This window comes from Alkalimonas amylolytica, from assembly GCF_900107845.1.
GTDB classification, from domain to species: Bacteria; Pseudomonadota; Gammaproteobacteria; order Enterobacterales; family Alteromonadaceae; genus Alkalimonas; species Alkalimonas amylolytica.
In genome coordinates, this window is sequence record NZ_FNRM01000003.1 from 140,333 (window position 1) to 158,459 (window position 18,127).

An 18,127-nucleotide genomic window follows, 5' to 3' on the forward strand; every position below is an offset into this window, starting at 1 on the left:
GGACAGAGCACAACATAGACGCAAATTTGTCAGAAAGCAGTGAATGTTGTATAACTAATCAGCACCCGACTCTAACTACAACAGGAACAATCAATGAGCAAACTGGACAAAGACCAAGTCATCGCTGAGTTCACTGCTGCATACAAAGCTGCTTTTGGTAAAGAGCCGCAGCTGGAGCAAAAACCTGGCTGGTTTAGCGTGGATGGTGGTAAAAATATTCGCTTAGCAGAGCTATCTGAGTTAGCTCAAAGTTATGGTGCTACAAAAGCACCAACCAAACCTGCAAAAGCGGCCGCCAAGCCAGCAGCGAAATCAGCTGAAAAGCCAACAGCAAAACCGGCTGCAAAGAAAAAAGTAGCGGCCACTATAGTGGGCAAGTCACGCCCATTAGCGCAGCAGGCCGCTGCTGCCAGCTGGGCTAAGCACATCGGCGATGGGCAACGCATGCCACGGGGTGCGCGCTGATTCCATAAACCACTCTGTTATATAAAAAGCTTGCCGGTCAACACCGGCAAGCTTTTTAACATCTCATCGTATTATTTTAATACTGGTAACTGAACGTCAGACCAGAGAAAGCCGTGTAGCCACGGATGCCAACATGCCAGGTGCCAGCCTGAGGGTTATTAAAGGTACAAACTTCTTCATTGCCATTCCGGTATGGCCGGCAATCCCATACTTGCTCAGTCGGCGCATTCCCATAACGTATGTACAAGTCGGCATCACCTGTACCACCAGTAATGCGGAAAGTAAGCTGACTGACGCCAGACGGGATGTTGTAACTGCCACGTAACCACTGTCCGGTAGAGCCTGACAGATTATGGAAAGTTTGGCCGCCACCTGGGTTACCACCACCACCACTGCCGTCACATCCATTGTTGGTGATCCAGTCATGCGCGGCCTTAGCGCGAACAATACCCCAGCCAAAAGAGGTGTTTCTGCCTGAAGTTCCACGACGCTCTGCGGTCAGATTGAGTACGTTTCGAATCTGGGTATTGGTGCATTGCGGATGATTGCTCCACACCAGGGCGGCAACACCGGCAACATGAGGTGAAGCCATCGAGGTACCACTGATACTGCGATAGCCACTGTTTATCCAGGTAGACGCAACATTCACACCGGGGCCAGAAATTTCAACCTGAGAATTTCGCTGTGAAAAGCTGGCTAGGTTTTTATTGGCATCAACCGCAGCAACCGATACCACAGCATCGTACGACGCTGGATAAGAAAAGCTGGTGTTACCAGCATTTCCTGCTGCAGCAACCAACAACATACCGCTGTTATTGAAACTATTCATTGCATTGCGCTCGGTGGTATTGGAGCTGCCCCCCCCCAAACTCATGTTGACCACCTTGGCACCGGCGTTCTGACACGATTGTATCGCCTGGATCAGGTTTGAAGCATTGGTCCAATTGCCTGAGTTATTGAAGATTTTTACGTTGTGTAACCCCACCAGTCCAGATGGTAACACCCCCACAACACCGATGTTGTTGTTTAACGCAACAATGGTACCAGCAACATGAGTGCCGTGCCCATTGCCATCGGTGTGCCAGGTGCCATGGCCAGAAAACGATGAACCTGTGACTCCAGAAGTTGGCAAATCAGGATGGCCATACTGATACCCCGTATCAATCACACAGACCTTCATATTGGTCGCGTTGGCATCACTCACCTGATTGGCTTGCACCATAGTGATGCCGTAAGGCGTGGTCTGAGCCATGGGTGTAATGACATCAGCAATATAACGCTTGTGGTCCAGTTCGATGTATTCAACCGCTGGATGTTTTGCAAGCTCATAGTACTGTTGACGACTTAATTCAGCCACACTGGCCTGTACGATGTCCAGGTGCATAATGGCGTTTACCTGATACTGTGCCAATACATGTTCCGCGGCTTGAACTGAGAACGCTTCTGCATCGGATAGACGCTCAAAATCCGCAGCCGCCTTAATACCTGCCGCTGCTAATAACTCCGGTGCTTGAAACTTGATGATGTAACGCTCAGACTGTCGGTTATCAGGTCTCAGTGAATGAGAAGATCCTTGACTTGCAGAACTCAGACCTGTGCGATCATCTGCGATTACAGTACCAGCGATACCAGACAAGGTGAAGGTACTGGCAATAGCCAGTGCTAACTTGGTTGCTTTTGTGTTGTTCATTTTTTTTATGTTCCAGTGTTATTCTAATGACACCTCCATGTTTTTATTGTCCTTTCACAAAGAGTGTAACGCGGACAACTGCACAAAAAAAACACACAAAAACCCATAAATTCATGATAAAATTATTACATCGTACCTGATACCGTGCTTTTTTGTTAATTTTTGTTTGTTGTAGGAACAACTAACAGCCGAAACCAAAAGCAGGTTCCCTGCGGCTGATTTGCTTCAAAGCCGATCTCACCGCCATGAGCTTCAATGATGTTTTTACAAATGACCAACCCCAACCCTGTACCCTGTACCTGTTTGCTATCTGAAGCATCGGCTTGGGCAAATTTTTCAAACACCCTGGCTTTAAAGCTCTCCGCAATCCCACAGCCAAGATCGGCAACAGTCACTTGCAACATATTGCCATGATCTTTCAGACATACACGAACCTCACTCCCTGGCGGAGAAAACTTAATTGCATTGGACAATAGGTTATCCAGAACCTGACGTAGCCGCATCTTGTCTCCTACCACAAGTGGAACATGGTCTTCAGCGTTGAAACCAATAGCGACATCAAAGCGATGAGCGTACTCAGCAATACCCGCTATAGCATCCACTATCAGATCTTGCAGCTGAATGTGTTCAGACCTCAAACTCATTTTTCCAGCAGCAAACTTCTGCACATCCAGCAGATCATTAATAAGCTCAGACAAGCGTTCGCTATTTCGTAAAGCAGCAGTAATCAACTCTTGATAACTGGCTTGAGCGGGTGACACTATTTTATTATCGATCAGGGATAAAGCTCCTCGAATCGAGGTTAAGGGTGTTCGAAGCTCATGACTGACGGTAGAAATAAACTCATCTTTTATCTGGTTGAGTTGCTTTAATCGCTGATTACTTTGCGACAACTGCTGCATACTCTTCTCAAGTTGTCTTGTTCGCAGTGACAGAGCAGCCGAGCTTTGCTCCAATGCTTTGGTACGTTCAGCCACTTTGCTTTCCAGCAACATCTGAGCTTCGCCTTTCTCTTCAATCGATTGCTTTAGCAAACGGTTGACTTGACGAATATGCTGTAATCGATACCAATGGGCCACCAAAGCAAACAGCAACAACAATACAATCAATAACAACTGATAACCAGTTTGCTGCCACCAATAAGGCAGGATTTCAAGTTGTAATACATCCATCTGGTCAGACATCAAGCCATGATTATTGCTAGCCATCACCTGAAATTGATAACGCCCGGGTGGTAGGTTTGAATAAAAGGCATTGGGGCGCTCAGCAGCATAAATCCAGCGCTCATCAAAACCTTTTAGCCGGTAACGATACTGATTTCGGCTCACATCGTGATAATCCATCGCCGAAAAATTAAGCTCCAGGCTGTTCTGACCAGGTTGAAGTTGCAAAGCCGCTTGGTTCGGATGAAGAAATAAGGGGATCAACTCACCATGATTAATACGATAAGCCGTAACCATTGGCGCGGGAGGCTGTTGATTCACCCACAACTGCTCTGGCTCTGCTTTACTAAGGCCGTTTAAAGTCCCCAAATACAAACTGCCGTCTGCGGCAGCAGAGATAGCCCCGGCATTGAGCTCCGTTGCTGATAAACCATCCTTATGGGTAAAAGTAACAATGTTTTCGAACTCCGGAGATATCAGACTCAACCCATGAGCACTCACTAACCAGGTGCGATCATCCCAGTGCAAAGCCCCCAGCATATGATCACTGGCTAGCCCATCACTGGCATAGAGGACTTTATAACTGTCGGTGTCAGGCTGCCAAAACAAAGTCCCCCGGTTGGTACAAACGATCAAGACGCCTTGGGCATCCCGATTCAGACACTGAATGGTATTGGAGGGGAGCCAACTATTATTGGCAAGATTGAGCTGTTGAACAACGCCTTCATTGGCATCCAGCAAGTAAAGGCCATTGTAGCGGGTACCCGCCCACACGCGCCCATCCGGCATTGCATACAAGGTTTGGACGACTTCGTTGGCTCGTTGCCGTTGAAAATCCTCCGCAAAATGCCTTGTACGTCCGCTATCTTGATGATAATGCAAGACCCCCTGGCCCCAAAGTCCAAACCAGATGCTACTATCTGGCAAGACCACCATATCCCTAATAATGGGACTGCTGGCAAAACTCGTAAAAGGTATCTGATAGGGCTCTATCTGGTCCTGCTCTGGCAGGTAATGAAATAAACCGGCTTCAGTGGCGATAAATATTTGACCGCTGGGTGAGCTTACAATCCGATTGACTCTGGCCGAAGTCTCATAACTGCTGATTTCACCACTACTAAGTTGCATCCGGTACAATCGTTCAGAAGTTCCAAACCAAAGAATACCAGGCTGGCTTGCATTGAGACTGTTGACGGACAGTTCATAGCGTCGTTGCCACTCAGGCAAATCTGCTAAAGTTAATTCGCTAAAAGCGCTGCGAGCAAAACGGGTATGATACAAACCGCCATCACGAGTACCAAGCCAGAGCACCCCGCTTTTATCCAGCAACACCGAGCGAATATTCAAACTAGGCAGCAAAGAAGCTTCCTGCCGAAAGAACTTGTAACTGTTATTGATTACGTCGAATTGAAATAGACCTTCGTAGCTACCAATCACCAGCAACTCAGATGATATCGGGTAAATTGTGTTGAGAATAGGCGGGAAATCATATTCTCCCTCGCCTGGTACCGAAAAAACCTGGCGTTGCCAACTATCAGGTTCAAACGCAAGTAAACCTGAGCGAGAGCCAACCCAGACTTTATCCCTGGCAAAGTACAAGGCTCTGGCCTCATTCTGCCGGCTACTTGTGGCAGCCTCAGGAAACAGTGAACGCCCAACTTGCAACCCAGCAGAGGCATGCCAGCGATGCACCCCTTGACTGGTACCAATCCATATTTCGCCTTGCGCGCCTTTCGCCAGGCTCCAAACACGCTGGTGTAAAAGTGGCTGCTCACTATCGGCACTGCCAATCTGAGAGACCTGATCGTCCGATGCGATGCGAAACAAACCTGCAGTCGTGCCGACCCAAAGCGCACCATCATCCGCCTCCAACAAGGATTGAACCTGATAGCCATCCGTTAGAAAACGAGTTAAGGAGCTACGAGATGGATCCAGCCGGCTTACCCCTTGCCCCCAGGTTCCAGCCCAGAGCTGTTGCTCGCTATCGAGCAATAACACCCCGACATCGGTAAACGGTTCCTGCTGCGCTTCTTGTTCTGTTAATAAAGGCACCTGGATAAATTGATAGCCATCAAACCGCAGCAAGCCAGAATCGGTCGTTCCTAACCAGATAAAACCAAGTTCATCCTGCACAACAGCAAAGATGGTGGTGTTGGGTAGTCCATCATCAATGCCAATGCGATTGATATTCGCTTGAACATTGAGGGATATTATGAAAGCAAATACCAATAACAATAGGGTAAGGGCTTTGTTCAAAGGTCAAATCCATTTAAAACGCCTGTCATTCACTTTAAATCGAACTGCAGGTGCCGTCAAAACATTCACCATTGTTCATGCATTAAAATAGGTTTACACGGAAGAAATGGCAATTTACCGTGGAACACTTTCGCTCAGGCTTGCCTTTCCGTAGAATCAGCCCCATATGCGAATGAACATAAACCATGGAGTACTCTGATGTCAGAGATCAAACACAGTCAATTGCTTATCCTGGGTTCTGGCCCTGCCGGCTATACTGCTGCAGTTTACGCAGCCCGAGCTAATCTCAAACCGGTGCTCATCACTGGCATGCAGCAAGGAGGCCAACTGACCACCACCACCGAGGTCGAAAACTGGCCTGGCGATCCACATGGACTGACCGGACCGGCTTTGATGGACCGGATGAAAGAACACGCAGAAACCTTTGATACCGAAATTGTGTTTGATCACATCCACACGGTGAACCTAAAACAACGTCCCTTTACCTTACAGGGTGATAATGGCACATACAGTTGCGATGCACTGATTATCTGTACCGGAGCCTCTGCCAAATACCTTGGTCTGGAGTCCGAGCAAGCCTACAGTGGTCGCGGTGTCTCTGCTTGCGCTACCTGCGATGGTTTTTTCTACCGCAACCAAAAAGTAGTAGTCGTAGGAGGTGGCAACACTGCGGTGGAAGAAGCACTCTACCTGTCAAATATTGCCTCTGAAGTTCACTTGGTGCACCGTCGTGACAGCTTCCGTTCGGAGAAGATCCTGATCGACCGGTTGATGAAAAAAGTCGAAACCGGCAACATTATTTTGCACCTGCACCGTGAGCTGGATGAAGTGTTAGGTGATGAGATGGGCGTAACCGGGGTACGGTTAAAATCCAGTATTGGTGAAGCGCCGGCACAACTGGATGTGCAGGGTGTGTTTATTGCCATTGGCCATAAACCCAACACCGATATTTTCGCCGGCCAGCTCGAGATGCACAATGGTTATCTCAAGGTACAATCCGGTACCGAGGGCAATGCCACCCAAACCAGCATTGAAGGTGTCTTTGCCGCTGGCGATGTGATGGATCATATCTATCGTCAGGCTATTACCTCTGCGGGCAGCGGTTGTATGGCAGCGCTGGATGCAGAACGCTACCTGGATGCACTGAACAGCTAAATCATAGTGCCAATATTTCTGCCGGAACTTGGTCCTTCACTCAGCTTTCCGGCACTGAGTGAGGCTTTGACTGAGCCTGATGGCCTGCTGGCAATGGGCGGGGATCTTTCCCCTGCCCGTTTACTGGCGGCTTATCAACAAGGTATCTTCCCCTGGTTTTGCCAGGGTGATCCAATTTTGTGGTGGAGCCCTTCAGTACGAGCCTTATTTGAACCAGGACAACTGCAGTTCAATCGTACCTTGCGCAAGCAGCATCGACGAATGGCTTATCAGTTCAGTGTAAATAAGGCATTCCGTCAGGTAGTTGCAAGCTGTGCGGCCCCCAGAACCAAGCAAAGTGATACCTGGATTGTGCCTCAGATGCAGCAAGCCTATTACCAACTGCATCTTCAGGGGCATGCGCATAGCATTGAGGTCTGGCAGCATGAGCAACTGGTTGGTGGTCTCTATGGGCTTACTATTGGCCAGCTATTTTGTGGCGAGTCGATGTTCAATCGTCAGCCGGGCACTGCCCGACTGGCCTTAATTGCTTTGCAACAACAACTGCAGCGTTTTGAGGGTGGTTGGATTGATTGCCAGTTACCAAACGACTACCTGCAGCAACTGGGCGTTCAGTCTATGATGAGAGCAGATTTCGTTTCGCTGTTACAAAAATTGGCTGCCAAGCCAATGGATAGAGCTTGCTGGCATGCTCAGTCTTTGCTGGTATCTGATGACTGAGTTGACTTTCGGGCTGACAGCACCTGCACCTTGCAGTTACCTCCCGGCTCAACAGGAGCAGGTGATATTTTTATTACCCTCATACCCAATCGACGCCAGTCTTTATCAACAATTGTTGCAACATAATTTTCGCCGTTCAGGCAATGATGTGTACCGCCCCCACTGCGCCGCATGCCAAGAGTGCCAGTCGGTACGACTGGATGTCCGTGCATTTCGAGCAAACCGACGTCAGCAGCGTATTTTACGAAAGGCCAAACGCGATCAGCTACAGCTTCGATTTGGTAAACCTGCAGCGAAAAGCTATTACCCACTCTATAAGCACTATATCGAGGCTCGCCATCCCGATGGCGCTATGTATCCACCCAGTCAGCAGCAGCTAGACTCGTTACTAGAGTGCCATTGGGCGAATGTCGAGGTGCTGGAAGTTTATCATCAGCAGACCTTGATTGCCGTCAGTGTCGTGGATGTGCTGGACAAGGTGTTGTCTGCGGTCTATACCTTCTATCATCCAGCTTATCAGCGCTATTCTCCTGGTATATTGGCAATCCTGTTGCTTATTGAGCAGGCCCAGCTGCAGCAGAAAGACTATCTTCACTTAGGCTATTATGTGGCGGACTGTGCTAAAATGGCCTACAAGGCAGAGTTTCTGCCACAGCAGCGCTTTTCATCAGAAAAGTGGCGGTCAATTGGTTAAAAAAGCCGGTCTTGCTTTACAAGACTGGCGTATTTCGGCACAATCTGCGCTGTTTTATTTTTCACACTATCAGAGGCGAGTACGCTGAATGGCGAAAGAAGATGTAATTGAAATGCAAGGCACCATTTTAGATACCTTGCCAAACACCATGTTTAAAGTTGAGCTGGAAAACGGCCACGTGGTTATTGCCCATATTTCCGGCAAAATGCGTAAGCACTATATTCGGATCCTGACTGGCGACAAAGTCACTGTTGAACTGACCCCCTACGATCTAAGCAAGGGTCGTATCGTGTTCCGTCAGCGCTAAGCCCAGCTTCCCGGCCTATGGCCAGAACATAAAAAAACCCGCTATAGCGGGTTTTTTGCGTGGCAGTAAGCACTAGGCTGGTTCAGGCTCCTCCTGGAACACGAAGCTCAATTTATTACCCAGCAGCTCGACGCGAACATCACCACCTTGTAGCAAGCGCCCAAACAGGATCTCGTTGGCCAGTGGCTTTTTCAGCTGTTCCTGGATTAAACGGGCCATTGGTCGTGCTCCCATGGCACGATCGTAGCCTTGCTCAGCCAACCAGGCTCTGGCTTCAGCAGACAACTCCAGCGAAACCTGTTTCTTATCCAACTGAGCCTGTAACTCGCAGATAAACTTGTCGACCACTTGCAAGATAATGGTGCTGTCCAAATGCTCGAACCAGATAATGCTATCCAGCCGGTTGCGGAACTCAGGCGTAAAGGTACGATTGATCTCCGCCATCGCATCATGGCTGTGATCCTGCTGCTGAAAACCGATGGATTTTCGCACCGTTTCCTGCACCCCAGCATTGGTGGTCATCACCAGCACAATATTACGAAAATCAATTTTACGGCCATTGTTGTCGGTCAGGGTACCGTGATCCATCACCTGCAGCAGAATGTTGTAGATGTCACTGTGTGCCTTTTCAATCTCATCCAATAACACCACGGCATAAGGATGTTTCGACACCGCATCAGTCAGCAAACCACCCTGCTCAAAACCAACATAGCCCGGAGGCGCTCCTATCAAGCGACTGATGGCATGGCGCTCAACGTATTCGGACATATCAAAACGCAACAGCTCCACCCCCATCACCCGGGCCAGTTGCTTGGTCACTTCAGTCTTACCCACGCCGGTTGGGCCAGCAAACAGGAAGCTACCAATTGGCTTTTCTTCGCTACCAAGGCCAGAGCGCGACAAGCGGATCGCCGCGGTGAGCGCATCGATAGCACCATCCTGACCAAACACCACCAGCTTCAAGTTTCGATCCAGATTACTTAGCACATCGCGATCGGAGGCCGACACAGACTTCTCCGGAATGCGGGCCATTTTCGCAATCACATGCTCAATATCCGGCACATTAATCACTTTTTTACGGCGTGATTCCGGCAACAACCGCTGACTAGCGCCCGCTTCATCAATCACATCGATGGCTTTATCCGGCAAGTGCCGTTCATTGATGTATTTAGCGGATAACTCAGCAGCCGCCCGCAACGCTTTTTGCGTATAGCGCACACTATGATGTTTTTCGTAACGTTCTTTTAAGCCTTGTAAGATGCGGGTGGTATCTTCCACGCTAGGCTCAGTCACATCAATTTTTTGAAAGCGACGTACCAGTGCAGTGTCTTTTTCAAAGATGTTTTTAAACTCCTGGTAAGTGGTAGAGCCGATGCAACGCAAACGTCCACTCGACAGCAATGGTTTGATCAAGTTTGAGGCATCCATCACACCACCGGAGGCAGCACCGGCACCAATCACCGTATGGATTTCATCAATAAAAAGAATTGCACCCTCTTCTTTTTCCAGCTCTTTCAGTAAGGACTTCAAGCGCTTTTCAAAGTCACCGCGGTATTTGGTGCCTGCCAGCAAAGCTCCCATATCCAATGAGTAAATGGTGGCATTCTCAATCACCGCTGGCACTTGTTGATTAACGATGCGAAACGCCAGGCCCTCGGCAATGGCTGTTTTCCCCACACCGGCCTCGCCAACCAACAACGGGTTGTTTTTTTTGCGACGACACAACACCTGGATGGCTCGCTCCAGCTCCGCATCCCGGCCAATCAAAGGATCAATCTGCCCTTGCTTGGCCAAAGCATTTAAATTGGCTGTAAAGTTATCCAGAGAGCGTGCTTCCTCTGCAGGCGCTTCGGATAAATCATCCTGTGCCCGCTCGTCATGCTGTTCCAGTTTTTCAGTTTTGATCACACCATGAGAAATGTAATTGACTACATCCAAACGGCTGATATCGACTTTTTTTAGTAAGTAAACGGCTTGTGATTCCTGTTCGCTAAAAATGGCAACCAGCACATTGGCGCCAGTCACCTCGGTTTTACCTGAGGATTGCACATGAAAAACCGCTCGCTGCAACACGCGTTGAAAACCAAGGGTAGGCTGAGTATCCCGTTCTGCATCGCCATCGGGCAATAAAGGCGTGGTAGAATCGATAAAGGTGGCCAATTCCAGACGAAGTTTTTCAATATTGGCACCACAGGATTTCAGCGCATCACCAGCGGCTGGGTTGTCCAATAGGGCAAGCAACAAGTGCTCAACAGTCATGTACTCATGACGACGCTCTCTGGCAAAACGAAACGCCAGATTCAGTGTCAACTCGAGATCTTTATTCAACATAGATGGACTCCTGACTGCATCTTAGTTTGGTGCTGGTGCTTATACCTTAAGTTAAGCTCGTTCCATCGAACAAAGCAATGGATGTTCGTGGGATTTTGCATATTCTGTTACCTGCAGTACCTTAGTCTCAGCAATTTCGGCGGTAAAGACCCCACAGGTAGCGCTGCCTTTGTGGTGAACCTGCAACATGACTTCACTTGCTTGTTCATACTGCATATTAAAAAAACGGGTCAGCACATCAATGACAAAGTCCATCGGTGTGTAATCATCATTGTGTAGAATAACCCGATACATGGATGGAGGCTCAACCTTCTGCCGGGTTAGCTCCTCCAACCCCTCCTGCTGACTCGCTAATTCTTTAAACCAACTCATACGCTTTCGCTACGCCTTATCGATCATAAAACAGACCAGATTAATTAATCGTAAAAAACCAGAGATTTAATTGCAAAAAACTTGACTGTCTGAGCAAATTATCTACAGTAAGTACTAGGGTAACGCATTTGCCCTGTAATTATTATACCTGCACACAGAATTTAGCTCACTTAAAGAAGGATGTAAGTAGTATGGCTACCGGTAAAGTAAAATGGTTCAACAATGCCAAAGGCTTTGGATTTATCCGGGAAGATGGCAGAGATGAAGACATTTTTGCGCACTACTCCACCATTGCAATGGATGGTTACCGTACCCTGAAAGCCGGGCAGGATGTCCAGTTTGATTTGGCAGAAGGCCCGAAAGGGCTGCATGCAGTCAATATTGTCCTGCCAGGTGAGGAAAAGTCAGACGTCTGAACACTAGTTCAGCACTGATTTGTCCGGAAAAACAAACAGGCACTGCATGCAGTGCCTGGGACTTTTTTGCGCTTAATAAGCGGGTACCACTGCCATCACAATGCTGTGATGGCAGTGGTACAAGGCTGGATTTAAAGGCTACTTAAAGCCTGATTAAAGGTCGTGCTTGGTCGCATCACTTTGCCAGCAAGCTCAGCCGATGGCCGGTAGTAGCCGCCTAAATCCACCGCTACTCCCTGAGCATCATTCAACTCGCGCACGATCTGCGCTTCATTGGCTGTGAGTTGTTCTGCCAACTTACCAAAACGTTGCTGCAACTCGCTGTCTTTGGTTTGGGCTGCCAGTGCTTCTGCCCAGTACAAGGCCAGATAGAAGTGGCTGCCACGATTATCCAGCTCTTTGACTTTACGAGATGGCGACTTGTTGGTATCCAAAAACTTAGCTGTTGCCAGATCCAGGGTATCAGCCAGTACCTGCGCCCGGGCATTGCCAGTTGCCTGACTTAAATGTTCCAGCGAGGCCGCCAGAGCCAAAAACTCACCCAGCGAGTCCCAACGCAGGTGGTTTTCAGCTTCCAACTGCTGTACATGCTTCGGCGCTGAACCACCGGCACCGGTTTCAAACAAACCGCCTCCATTCATCAGCGGTACAATCGACAACATCTTAGCGCTGGTACCCAGCTCCAGAATCGGGAACAAGTCGGTCAGGTAATCACGCAGCACGTTGCCGGTGACTGAAATGGTGTCCTGGCCAGCTTTGACCCGCTGCAGGGTAAAGCGGGTAGCATCGACTGGTGCCATGATATGCAGTTCCAGGCCATCGGTATCGTGCTCTTGCAGGTAGCTTTCTACTTTGGCAATCAGCTCGCTGTCATGTGCACGCTCACTGTCGAGCCAGAACACTGCCGGCGTATTGCTCAAACGGGCACGGTTCACCGCCAGTTTCACCCAATCACGGATCGGTGCATCTTTCACCTGACACATACGCCAGATATCGCCCTGCTCTACCGCATGCTCAAACACCACGTCACCGGCTTGATTCAGTACCTGCACCGACCCATCGGCCGGGATCTCAAAGGTTTTATCGTGTGAACCATATTCTTCTGCTTTTTGCGCCATCAGGCCGACGTTCGGCACTGTACCCATAGTGGCCGGATCGAAAGCACCGTGCTCTTTACAAAAACTGATGGTTTCCTGATAGACACCGGCATAGCACCGATCCGGGATTAATGCCTTGGTATCTTTCAGTTTGCCATCTGGCCCCCACATCTGGCCCGATTCACGGATCATCGCCGGCATGGAGGCATCGATAATAATATCGCTTGGCACATGCAAGTTGGTGATGCCTTTATCTGAGTTCACCATAGCCAGTGCTGGTTGTTGCTGGTACACCGCCTGAATATCGGCTTCAATGGCAGCCCGCGTGGCATCATCCAGCTGGGCTATTTTGGCGACCACATCGCCAAAGCCATTGCTTGGATCCACATCCAGTTGCTTGAAAGTTTCGGCGTACTTGGTAAAAAGTGCTTTAAAATACACCTTCACAGCATGGCCGAACATAATAGGATCAGACACCTTCATCATAGTGGCTTTTAAGTGCAGTGACAGCAGCACGTCTTCGGCTTTCGCCGCAGCGGTTTCTTTTTCAAAGAACGCACAGAGTGCTGTTTTACTCATCACAGCCGCATCGACCACTTCGCCGGCTTGCACCGGTACACTGGCTTTAAGCACCTGCTGCTGGCCATTGCTATTGAGAACAATCTTCAGATCGTCCGCAGCCTCAAAGGTGGTAGATTGCTCAGAGCCAAAGAAGTCGCCGTCCTGCATATGGGCCACATGCGACGTGGACTCTTTGCTCCAAACACCCATTTTATGCGGATGCTTTTTGGCGTAGTTTTTCACTGAAGCCGGCGCCCGACGATCAGAGTTACCCTCACGCAGCACGGGGTTAACGGCACTGCCTTTGATTTTGTCGTAACGGGCTTTGATGTCTTTTTCTTGCTCAGTTTTCGGCTCGGCCGGGTAATCTGGCAATGCATAGCCTTGCTGTTGCAGCTCTTTGATAGCAGCTTTTAATTGCGGAATAGAAGCACTGATGTTCGGCAGCTTGATAATATTGGCCTCTGGCGTTTTCGCCAGCTCACCCAACTCAGCCAGCGCATCGGACTGACGCTGGTTGTCTTGCAAAAACTCCGGAAAACTGGCAATGATCCGACCGGATAAGGAAATATCACGCGTTTCAACTGAAACCCCGGCTGCTTTGGTAAATGCCTGAATAATCGGCAGCAAGGAATAGGTCGCCAGTGCTGGCGCTTCATCGGTTTCAGTATAAATAATCTTTGAATTTTCAGTCGACATAATGATTCCTATTGAAATGGCTTCCCCACGACGAGGGCCCGAAACTGCAGCTCCATCTCTCAGACCTAAGGCTGTTTAAAACAGCTGATCCTCCGTACTGCAGGCTCTTACAACACAGTCTTTTACCACATAATTGCTTGCTACCCATCCGGCTGGATCTGACGCTGGCACAAGGATAAAAGTAACGTCAGCTACAGCCGGATAGACAGAAAAACGCCGGGATTATAACAGCTCACCAAAGCCACGCCTAGTCAACGGCAAAAACCAGCGCACTGTTGCAAACCTGAACGAAAGCGCTTTTTATGCTAGCCTGTCAGTCATAACAACCAGCATCTGTACACAGAACCCTACAGTGAACCTCAAAAAACACAACCCGACCAAAGTCGCAACACCCCGGCTGATTGCCTTCAATAAGCCTTTTCAGGTGCTTTGCCAGTTTACCGATCAAAGTCCCAAACAGCGCCAGACGCTGGCAGACTTTATTCCAATCCCCGATGTCTATGCTGCTGGTCGACTGGATTACGACAGTGAAGGCCTGCTGTTACTGACCGATGATGGACGATTGCAACAGCAGATCACCGATCCAAAACACAAGATGGCTAAAACTTACTGGGTGCAGGTTGAAGGCGACATCACAGCAGAAGCCTTGCAGCAACTGCAACAGGGTGTCCTACTGAATGATGGTCCAACTCGCCCGGCATCCGTTCGGCAGTTATCCTCCCCGGAAGTATGGCCACGTCAGCCACCGATCCGACAGCGTCAACACATTCCCACCCGTTGGCTGGAGCTGACCATCCGTGAAGGGCGCAATCGCCAGGTCCGGCGTATGACAGCCGCCGTTGGCTTTCCAACGCTGCGGCTGATCCGGGTTGCCATTGGTCCCTGGCAGTTGCAGCCGCTGGCGCCAGGTGAATACCGCATGCTGGAGATCCCTGCGAATCTTCTTAATGCCGCAGTAACCTTAACCAAAGGCTCCCAGCCAAAACAACGGCGGTTTTCGGGTGTGAAGGGAAAAAAATAATGGTATAATCCGGCCCAATTTTTTCGAGTTGTAAGGGCCTCATGTCAGCTTCCACGCCAAAGAAAGTCATCGTCGGCATGTCCGGCGGTGTGGATTCATCGGTTTCCGCTTATTTGCTGTTGCAGCAAGGCTATCAGGTCGAAGGCCTGTTTATGAAAAATTGGGAAGAAGACGACAACGATGACTACTGCGCTGCTGCCGAAGACATGGCTGATGCACAGCAGGTGTGCGACAGGCTTGGCATTAAGCTACATAAAGTTAATTTTGCCGCTGAATACTGGGACCAGGTGTTCGAGTATTTCCTGGCCGAATACAAGGCTGGCCGCACCCCCAACCCAGATATCATGTGCAACAAGGAAATCAAGTTTAAAGCTTTCCTTGAGTTTGCTGCCGAGGCCCTGCAAGCCGATTACATTGCGACCGGCCATTATGTGCGCCGGCGGGAGCTCAATGGTCATTGGCAACTGCTGCGCGGTTTGGATCAAAACAAAGATCAAAGTTATTTTTTATACACGCTAGCCGAACAGCATGTGGCACAAACCCTATTTCCTGTTGGTGAGCTGGAAAAACATGAGGTTCGGGCCATTGCTGAGCAACAAGGTTTTATTACCCACGACAAAAAAGACAGCACCGGCATTTGCTTTATTGGTGAGCGCAAGTTTAAAGACTTTTTGCAAAAGTACCTGCCAGCCCAACCCGGTGATATCGTTACTCCTGCGGGTGATATCATTGGACGACACGAAGGCCTGATGTACCACACCCTGGGCCAGCGTAAAGGCCTGGGCATTGGAGGCCTGAAGAACAGCGGAGATGATCCCTGGTACGTTGCCAGTAAAGATTTAACCAACAACCGTTTGTTGGTTGTGCAAGGCGCTGATCATCCCAGTTTGTTCGCGAAGGGCCTTATCGCCAGTCAACTGCACTGGGTTGACCGAACGGGGCCTAACCAACCCATTCGCTGCAGCGTCAAAACCCGTTATCGCCAACATGATATTCCCTGTATGGTGACGCCACTTGCCAATGGTGAGCTACAGGTCGTTTTTGATCATCCGCAAAAAGCCGTCACTCCCGGCCAGTCGGCAGTCTTTTATCTCGACGAGGTCTGCCTTGGCGGCGGCATTATTGATAAGGCAGTGAATTAACGTATGCAAGCAAGTGTATCTACCCAAGTAATGGCTCTGGCTGCGCTGTGTCAGGCGCTTAGTCTGGTTAAAGCAGTCGCCAAAACCAAGGACGCCGACCCGACTGAGCTGGAATTGATGCTCAGCAGCGTTGCCATGCTGGATGCCGACAGCCCACTCGCTATTTATGGCGGTGAGCTGAGGCATCTACGCAGCGGTTATCAGGTGTTGTTGCAGCAGTTGGGGGATAACCCAAACAAAGATGTCGAAATCACCCGTTATGTGGTGGCCGTACTGGCGTTGGAGCGACGCTTATCCAAAAGCAGCTCCAATATGGCGGCCCTTGGCAAGCGCTTGCAACAGCTGGCTCGTCAGCTGGAACATTTCAGCATTACCGATGAGACTTTATTGTCGAATATGGCTGACATTTACATTGAATGCATCAGCACCCTGGGTACCCGTATTCAAGTGGCAGGCCAGCCTGAGTTACTTAAGCAAACGCATGTGCAACACAAGGTACGTGCCTTGCTACTGGCCGCAGTGCGCGCGGCGGTACTCTGGCGTCAGGCTGGCGGCAGTCGTTGGCATTTGCTGTTTAAACGCAAGCAATTGGTTCACGAGGCGCGTCAGGCGCTTAAAGACTAACCCTTTTTTTTGAACGTTTACGAGGAAGCACCATGGAACTGAACGCACTGACCGCCTTATCGCCGGTAGATGGCCGCTACGGCAGCAAAACCAATGAGCTGCGCGATTTCTTCAGCGAGTTTGGCCTGATTAAATACCGGGTGACTGTGGAAGTGCGCTGGTTGCAACAAATGGCAAAAATTGATGGCATTGCTGAAGTGCCTAAACTCAGCAGCGAGGCCAATGCCCTGCTGGATGCCATAGTCGCGAATTTCAGCCTGGCCGATGCCGAACGAGTGAAAGAGATCGAGCGTACCACCAATCACGATGTCAAAGCGGTGGAATATTTGCTGAAAGAAAAAGTCGCAACCAATGCCGAGTTAAACGCTGTTACCGAATTTATTCACTTTGCCTGCACCTCAGAAGACATCAACAATCTGTCGCATGGCCTGATGCTCAAAGATGCCCGTGCGCAGGTGATCCTACCGTACTGCGATCAGTTGCTAAACGCCATTCGCCAATTGGCGGTCGATTACAAAACCGTGCCGATGATGGCACGTACCCATGGCCAGCCAGCGTCTCCCACGACCATGGGCAAGGAAATGGCCAACGTCTATATGCGACTGAAACGCCAACGCGATCAGATTGCCAGCATTAGCTTACTGGGTAAATTTAACGGCGCAGTTGGTAACTACAATGCGCACCTGTCGGCTTACCCAGCGCTTGACTGGCACCAGATTTCTGAGCAGTTTGTCAGCGGTTTAGGACTGAGCTGGAATCCCTACACCACCCAGATTGAACCACATGATTACATCGCCGAGCTGTTTGATGCCATTGCCCGCTTTAACACCATTCTCATCGACTTTGATCGGGATGCCTGGGGCTACATCGCGCTTGGCCATTTCAAGCAAAAAACGGTCGCCGGCGAAATTGGCTCGTCCACCATGCCACACAAAGTAAACCCGATTGACTTTGAAAACTCCGAAGGCAACCTGGGCCTGGCCAATGCTATCTTTGACCATCTGGCAGCGAAACTTCCCGTATCACGCTGGCAGCGCGACCTGACCGACTCCACAGTATTACGTAACCTGGGCGTTGGTATTGGCTACAGCCTGATTGCTTATCAGGCAACTTTAAAAGGCATTAGCAAACTGGAAGTGAATGAAGCCAGCCTTTTGGCTGAACTAAATGCCAACTGGGAACTGCTGGCCGAACCGGTGCAAACCGTGATGCGCAAGTATGGTATTGAAAAGCCATACGAGAAACTAAAAGAACTGACCCGTGGTAAGCGGATTACCCCAGCCGACTTGCATGCCTTTATTGAGACGTTGGATATGCCGGCTGAAGGCAAGGCAATGATGAAGCAGTTTACCCCAGCCGGTTACATTGGTGACGCCATCGCCCTGGTGGATCGCCTGCCGTAATGGCTTTGGAG

At 49.7% G+C, this 18,127-nt stretch carries 15 protein-coding genes; 10 read left to right on the forward strand and 5 right to left on the reverse strand.

The annotated features are described in order from the left end of the window. Positions 1-93 precede the first annotated feature (93 nt). Positions 94-465, forward strand: coding sequence for a hypothetical protein (locus BLW37_RS06895; RefSeq protein ID WP_091341329.1), 372 nt, complete (start codon positions 94-96; stop codon positions 463-465). A 76-nt stretch (positions 466-541) separates the two neighbouring features. Here the strand turns inward: BLW37_RS06895 and BLW37_RS06900 are convergent, their stop codons facing one another. Both BLW37_RS06900 and BLW37_RS06905 read right to left on the reverse strand, forming a co-directional pair. Next, the gene (locus BLW37_RS06900) at positions 542-2,155 is read right to left on the reverse strand and encodes a S8 family serine peptidase (RefSeq protein WP_091341331.1); all 1,614 of its coding nucleotides are present in this window, start codon (positions 2,153-2,155) and stop codon (positions 542-544) included. A gap of 155 nt (positions 2,156-2,310) precedes the next feature. Next, positions 2,311-5,574, reverse strand: a complete 3,264-nt coding sequence (locus BLW37_RS06905; protein WP_091341333.1) for a sensor histidine kinase — start codon at positions 5,572-5,574, stop codon at positions 2,311-2,313. A 198-nt stretch (positions 5,575-5,772) separates the two neighbouring features. Here BLW37_RS06905 and trxB point away from each other — a divergent pair, with 198 nt between their 5' ends. From trxB to infA, 4 genes are all read left to right on the forward strand, one after another. Continuing rightward, a complete protein-coding gene (gene trxB, locus BLW37_RS06910) occupies positions 5,773-6,729 on the forward strand; it encodes a thioredoxin-disulfide reductase (RefSeq protein ID WP_091341334.1) in 957 nt (318 codons plus the stop codon). Positions 6,730-6,735: 6 nt separating this feature from the next. Continuing rightward, positions 6,736-7,449 carry a leucyl/phenylalanyl-tRNA--protein transferase gene (gene aat / locus BLW37_RS06915; RefSeq protein ID WP_091341336.1) on the forward strand — a complete coding sequence of 238 codons (714 nt, stop codon included), beginning with the start codon at positions 6,736-6,738 and terminating at the stop codon, positions 7,447-7,449. Beyond that, positions 7,442-8,143: an arginyltransferase gene (locus BLW37_RS06920; RefSeq protein WP_091341338.1), complete on the forward strand. Its 702-nt coding sequence runs from the start codon at positions 7,442-7,444 to the stop codon at positions 8,141-8,143. Before aat ends, BLW37_RS06920 begins: the two co-directional genes overlap by 8 nt. 88 nt (positions 8,144-8,231) lie before the next feature. Then, on the forward strand, positions 8,232-8,450 hold the full coding sequence (infA, locus tag BLW37_RS06925; protein ID WP_091341339.1) for a translation initiation factor IF-1: 219 nt from the start codon (positions 8,232-8,234) through the stop codon (positions 8,448-8,450). 72 nt (positions 8,451-8,522) lie between these two features. Here infA and clpA read toward each other — a convergent pair whose 3' ends face one another. Both clpA and clpS read right to left on the reverse strand, forming a co-directional pair. Next, positions 8,523-10,781: an ATP-dependent Clp protease ATP-binding subunit ClpA gene (gene clpA, locus BLW37_RS06930; RefSeq protein WP_091341341.1), complete on the reverse strand. Its 2,259-nt coding sequence runs from the start codon at positions 10,779-10,781 to the stop codon at positions 8,523-8,525. A gap of 51 nt (positions 10,782-10,832) precedes the next feature. Beyond that, positions 10,833-11,153 carry an ATP-dependent Clp protease adapter ClpS gene (clpS, locus tag BLW37_RS06935; RefSeq protein ID WP_091341343.1) on the reverse strand — a complete coding sequence of 107 codons (321 nt, stop codon included), beginning with the start codon at positions 11,151-11,153 and terminating at the stop codon, positions 10,833-10,835. Positions 11,154-11,344: 191 nt separating this feature from the next. Between clpS and cspD the strand changes: the two genes are divergently transcribed. Then, complete coding sequence (gene cspD / locus BLW37_RS06940; protein WP_091341344.1) at positions 11,345-11,569, forward strand: cold shock domain-containing protein CspD; 225 nt, start codon at positions 11,345-11,347, stop codon at positions 11,567-11,569. A 131-nt stretch (positions 11,570-11,700) separates the two neighbouring features. On the opposite strand, the gene BLW37_RS06945 is transcribed toward cspD, so the two are convergent. Then, positions 11,701-13,926 carry an NADP-dependent isocitrate dehydrogenase gene (locus tag BLW37_RS06945; protein ID WP_091341345.1) on the reverse strand — a complete coding sequence of 742 codons (2,226 nt, stop codon included), beginning with the start codon at positions 13,924-13,926 and terminating at the stop codon, positions 11,701-11,703. A 352-nt stretch (positions 13,927-14,278) separates the two neighbouring features. Here BLW37_RS06945 and BLW37_RS06950 point away from each other — a divergent pair, with 352 nt between their 5' ends. Genes BLW37_RS06950 through purB form a run of 4 tightly spaced genes read left to right on the forward strand, consistent with a single transcriptional unit; the run spans position 14,279 to position 18,116 of the window. Next, positions 14,279-14,947 (forward strand): pseudouridine synthase, encoded by a 669-nt coding sequence (locus BLW37_RS06950; protein WP_245785646.1) that lies wholly within the window; start codon positions 14,279-14,281, stop codon positions 14,945-14,947. A gap of 41 nt (positions 14,948-14,988) precedes the next feature. Then, positions 14,989-16,089 carry a tRNA 2-thiouridine(34) synthase MnmA gene (gene mnmA / locus BLW37_RS06955; protein ID WP_091341349.1) on the forward strand — a complete coding sequence of 367 codons (1,101 nt, stop codon included), beginning with the start codon at positions 14,989-14,991 and terminating at the stop codon, positions 16,087-16,089. Between the two features lie 3 nt (positions 16,090-16,092). After that, on the forward strand, positions 16,093-16,713 hold the full coding sequence (hflD, locus tag BLW37_RS06960) for a high frequency lysogenization protein HflD (protein ID WP_091341351.1): 621 nt from the start codon (positions 16,093-16,095) through the stop codon (positions 16,711-16,713). 32 nt (positions 16,714-16,745) lie between these two features. Further along, positions 16,746-18,116 (forward strand): adenylosuccinate lyase, encoded by a 1,371-nt coding sequence (gene purB, locus BLW37_RS06965; protein ID WP_091341352.1) that lies wholly within the window; start codon positions 16,746-16,748, stop codon positions 18,114-18,116. The last annotated feature ends 11 nt before the right edge of the window (positions 18,117-18,127 follow it).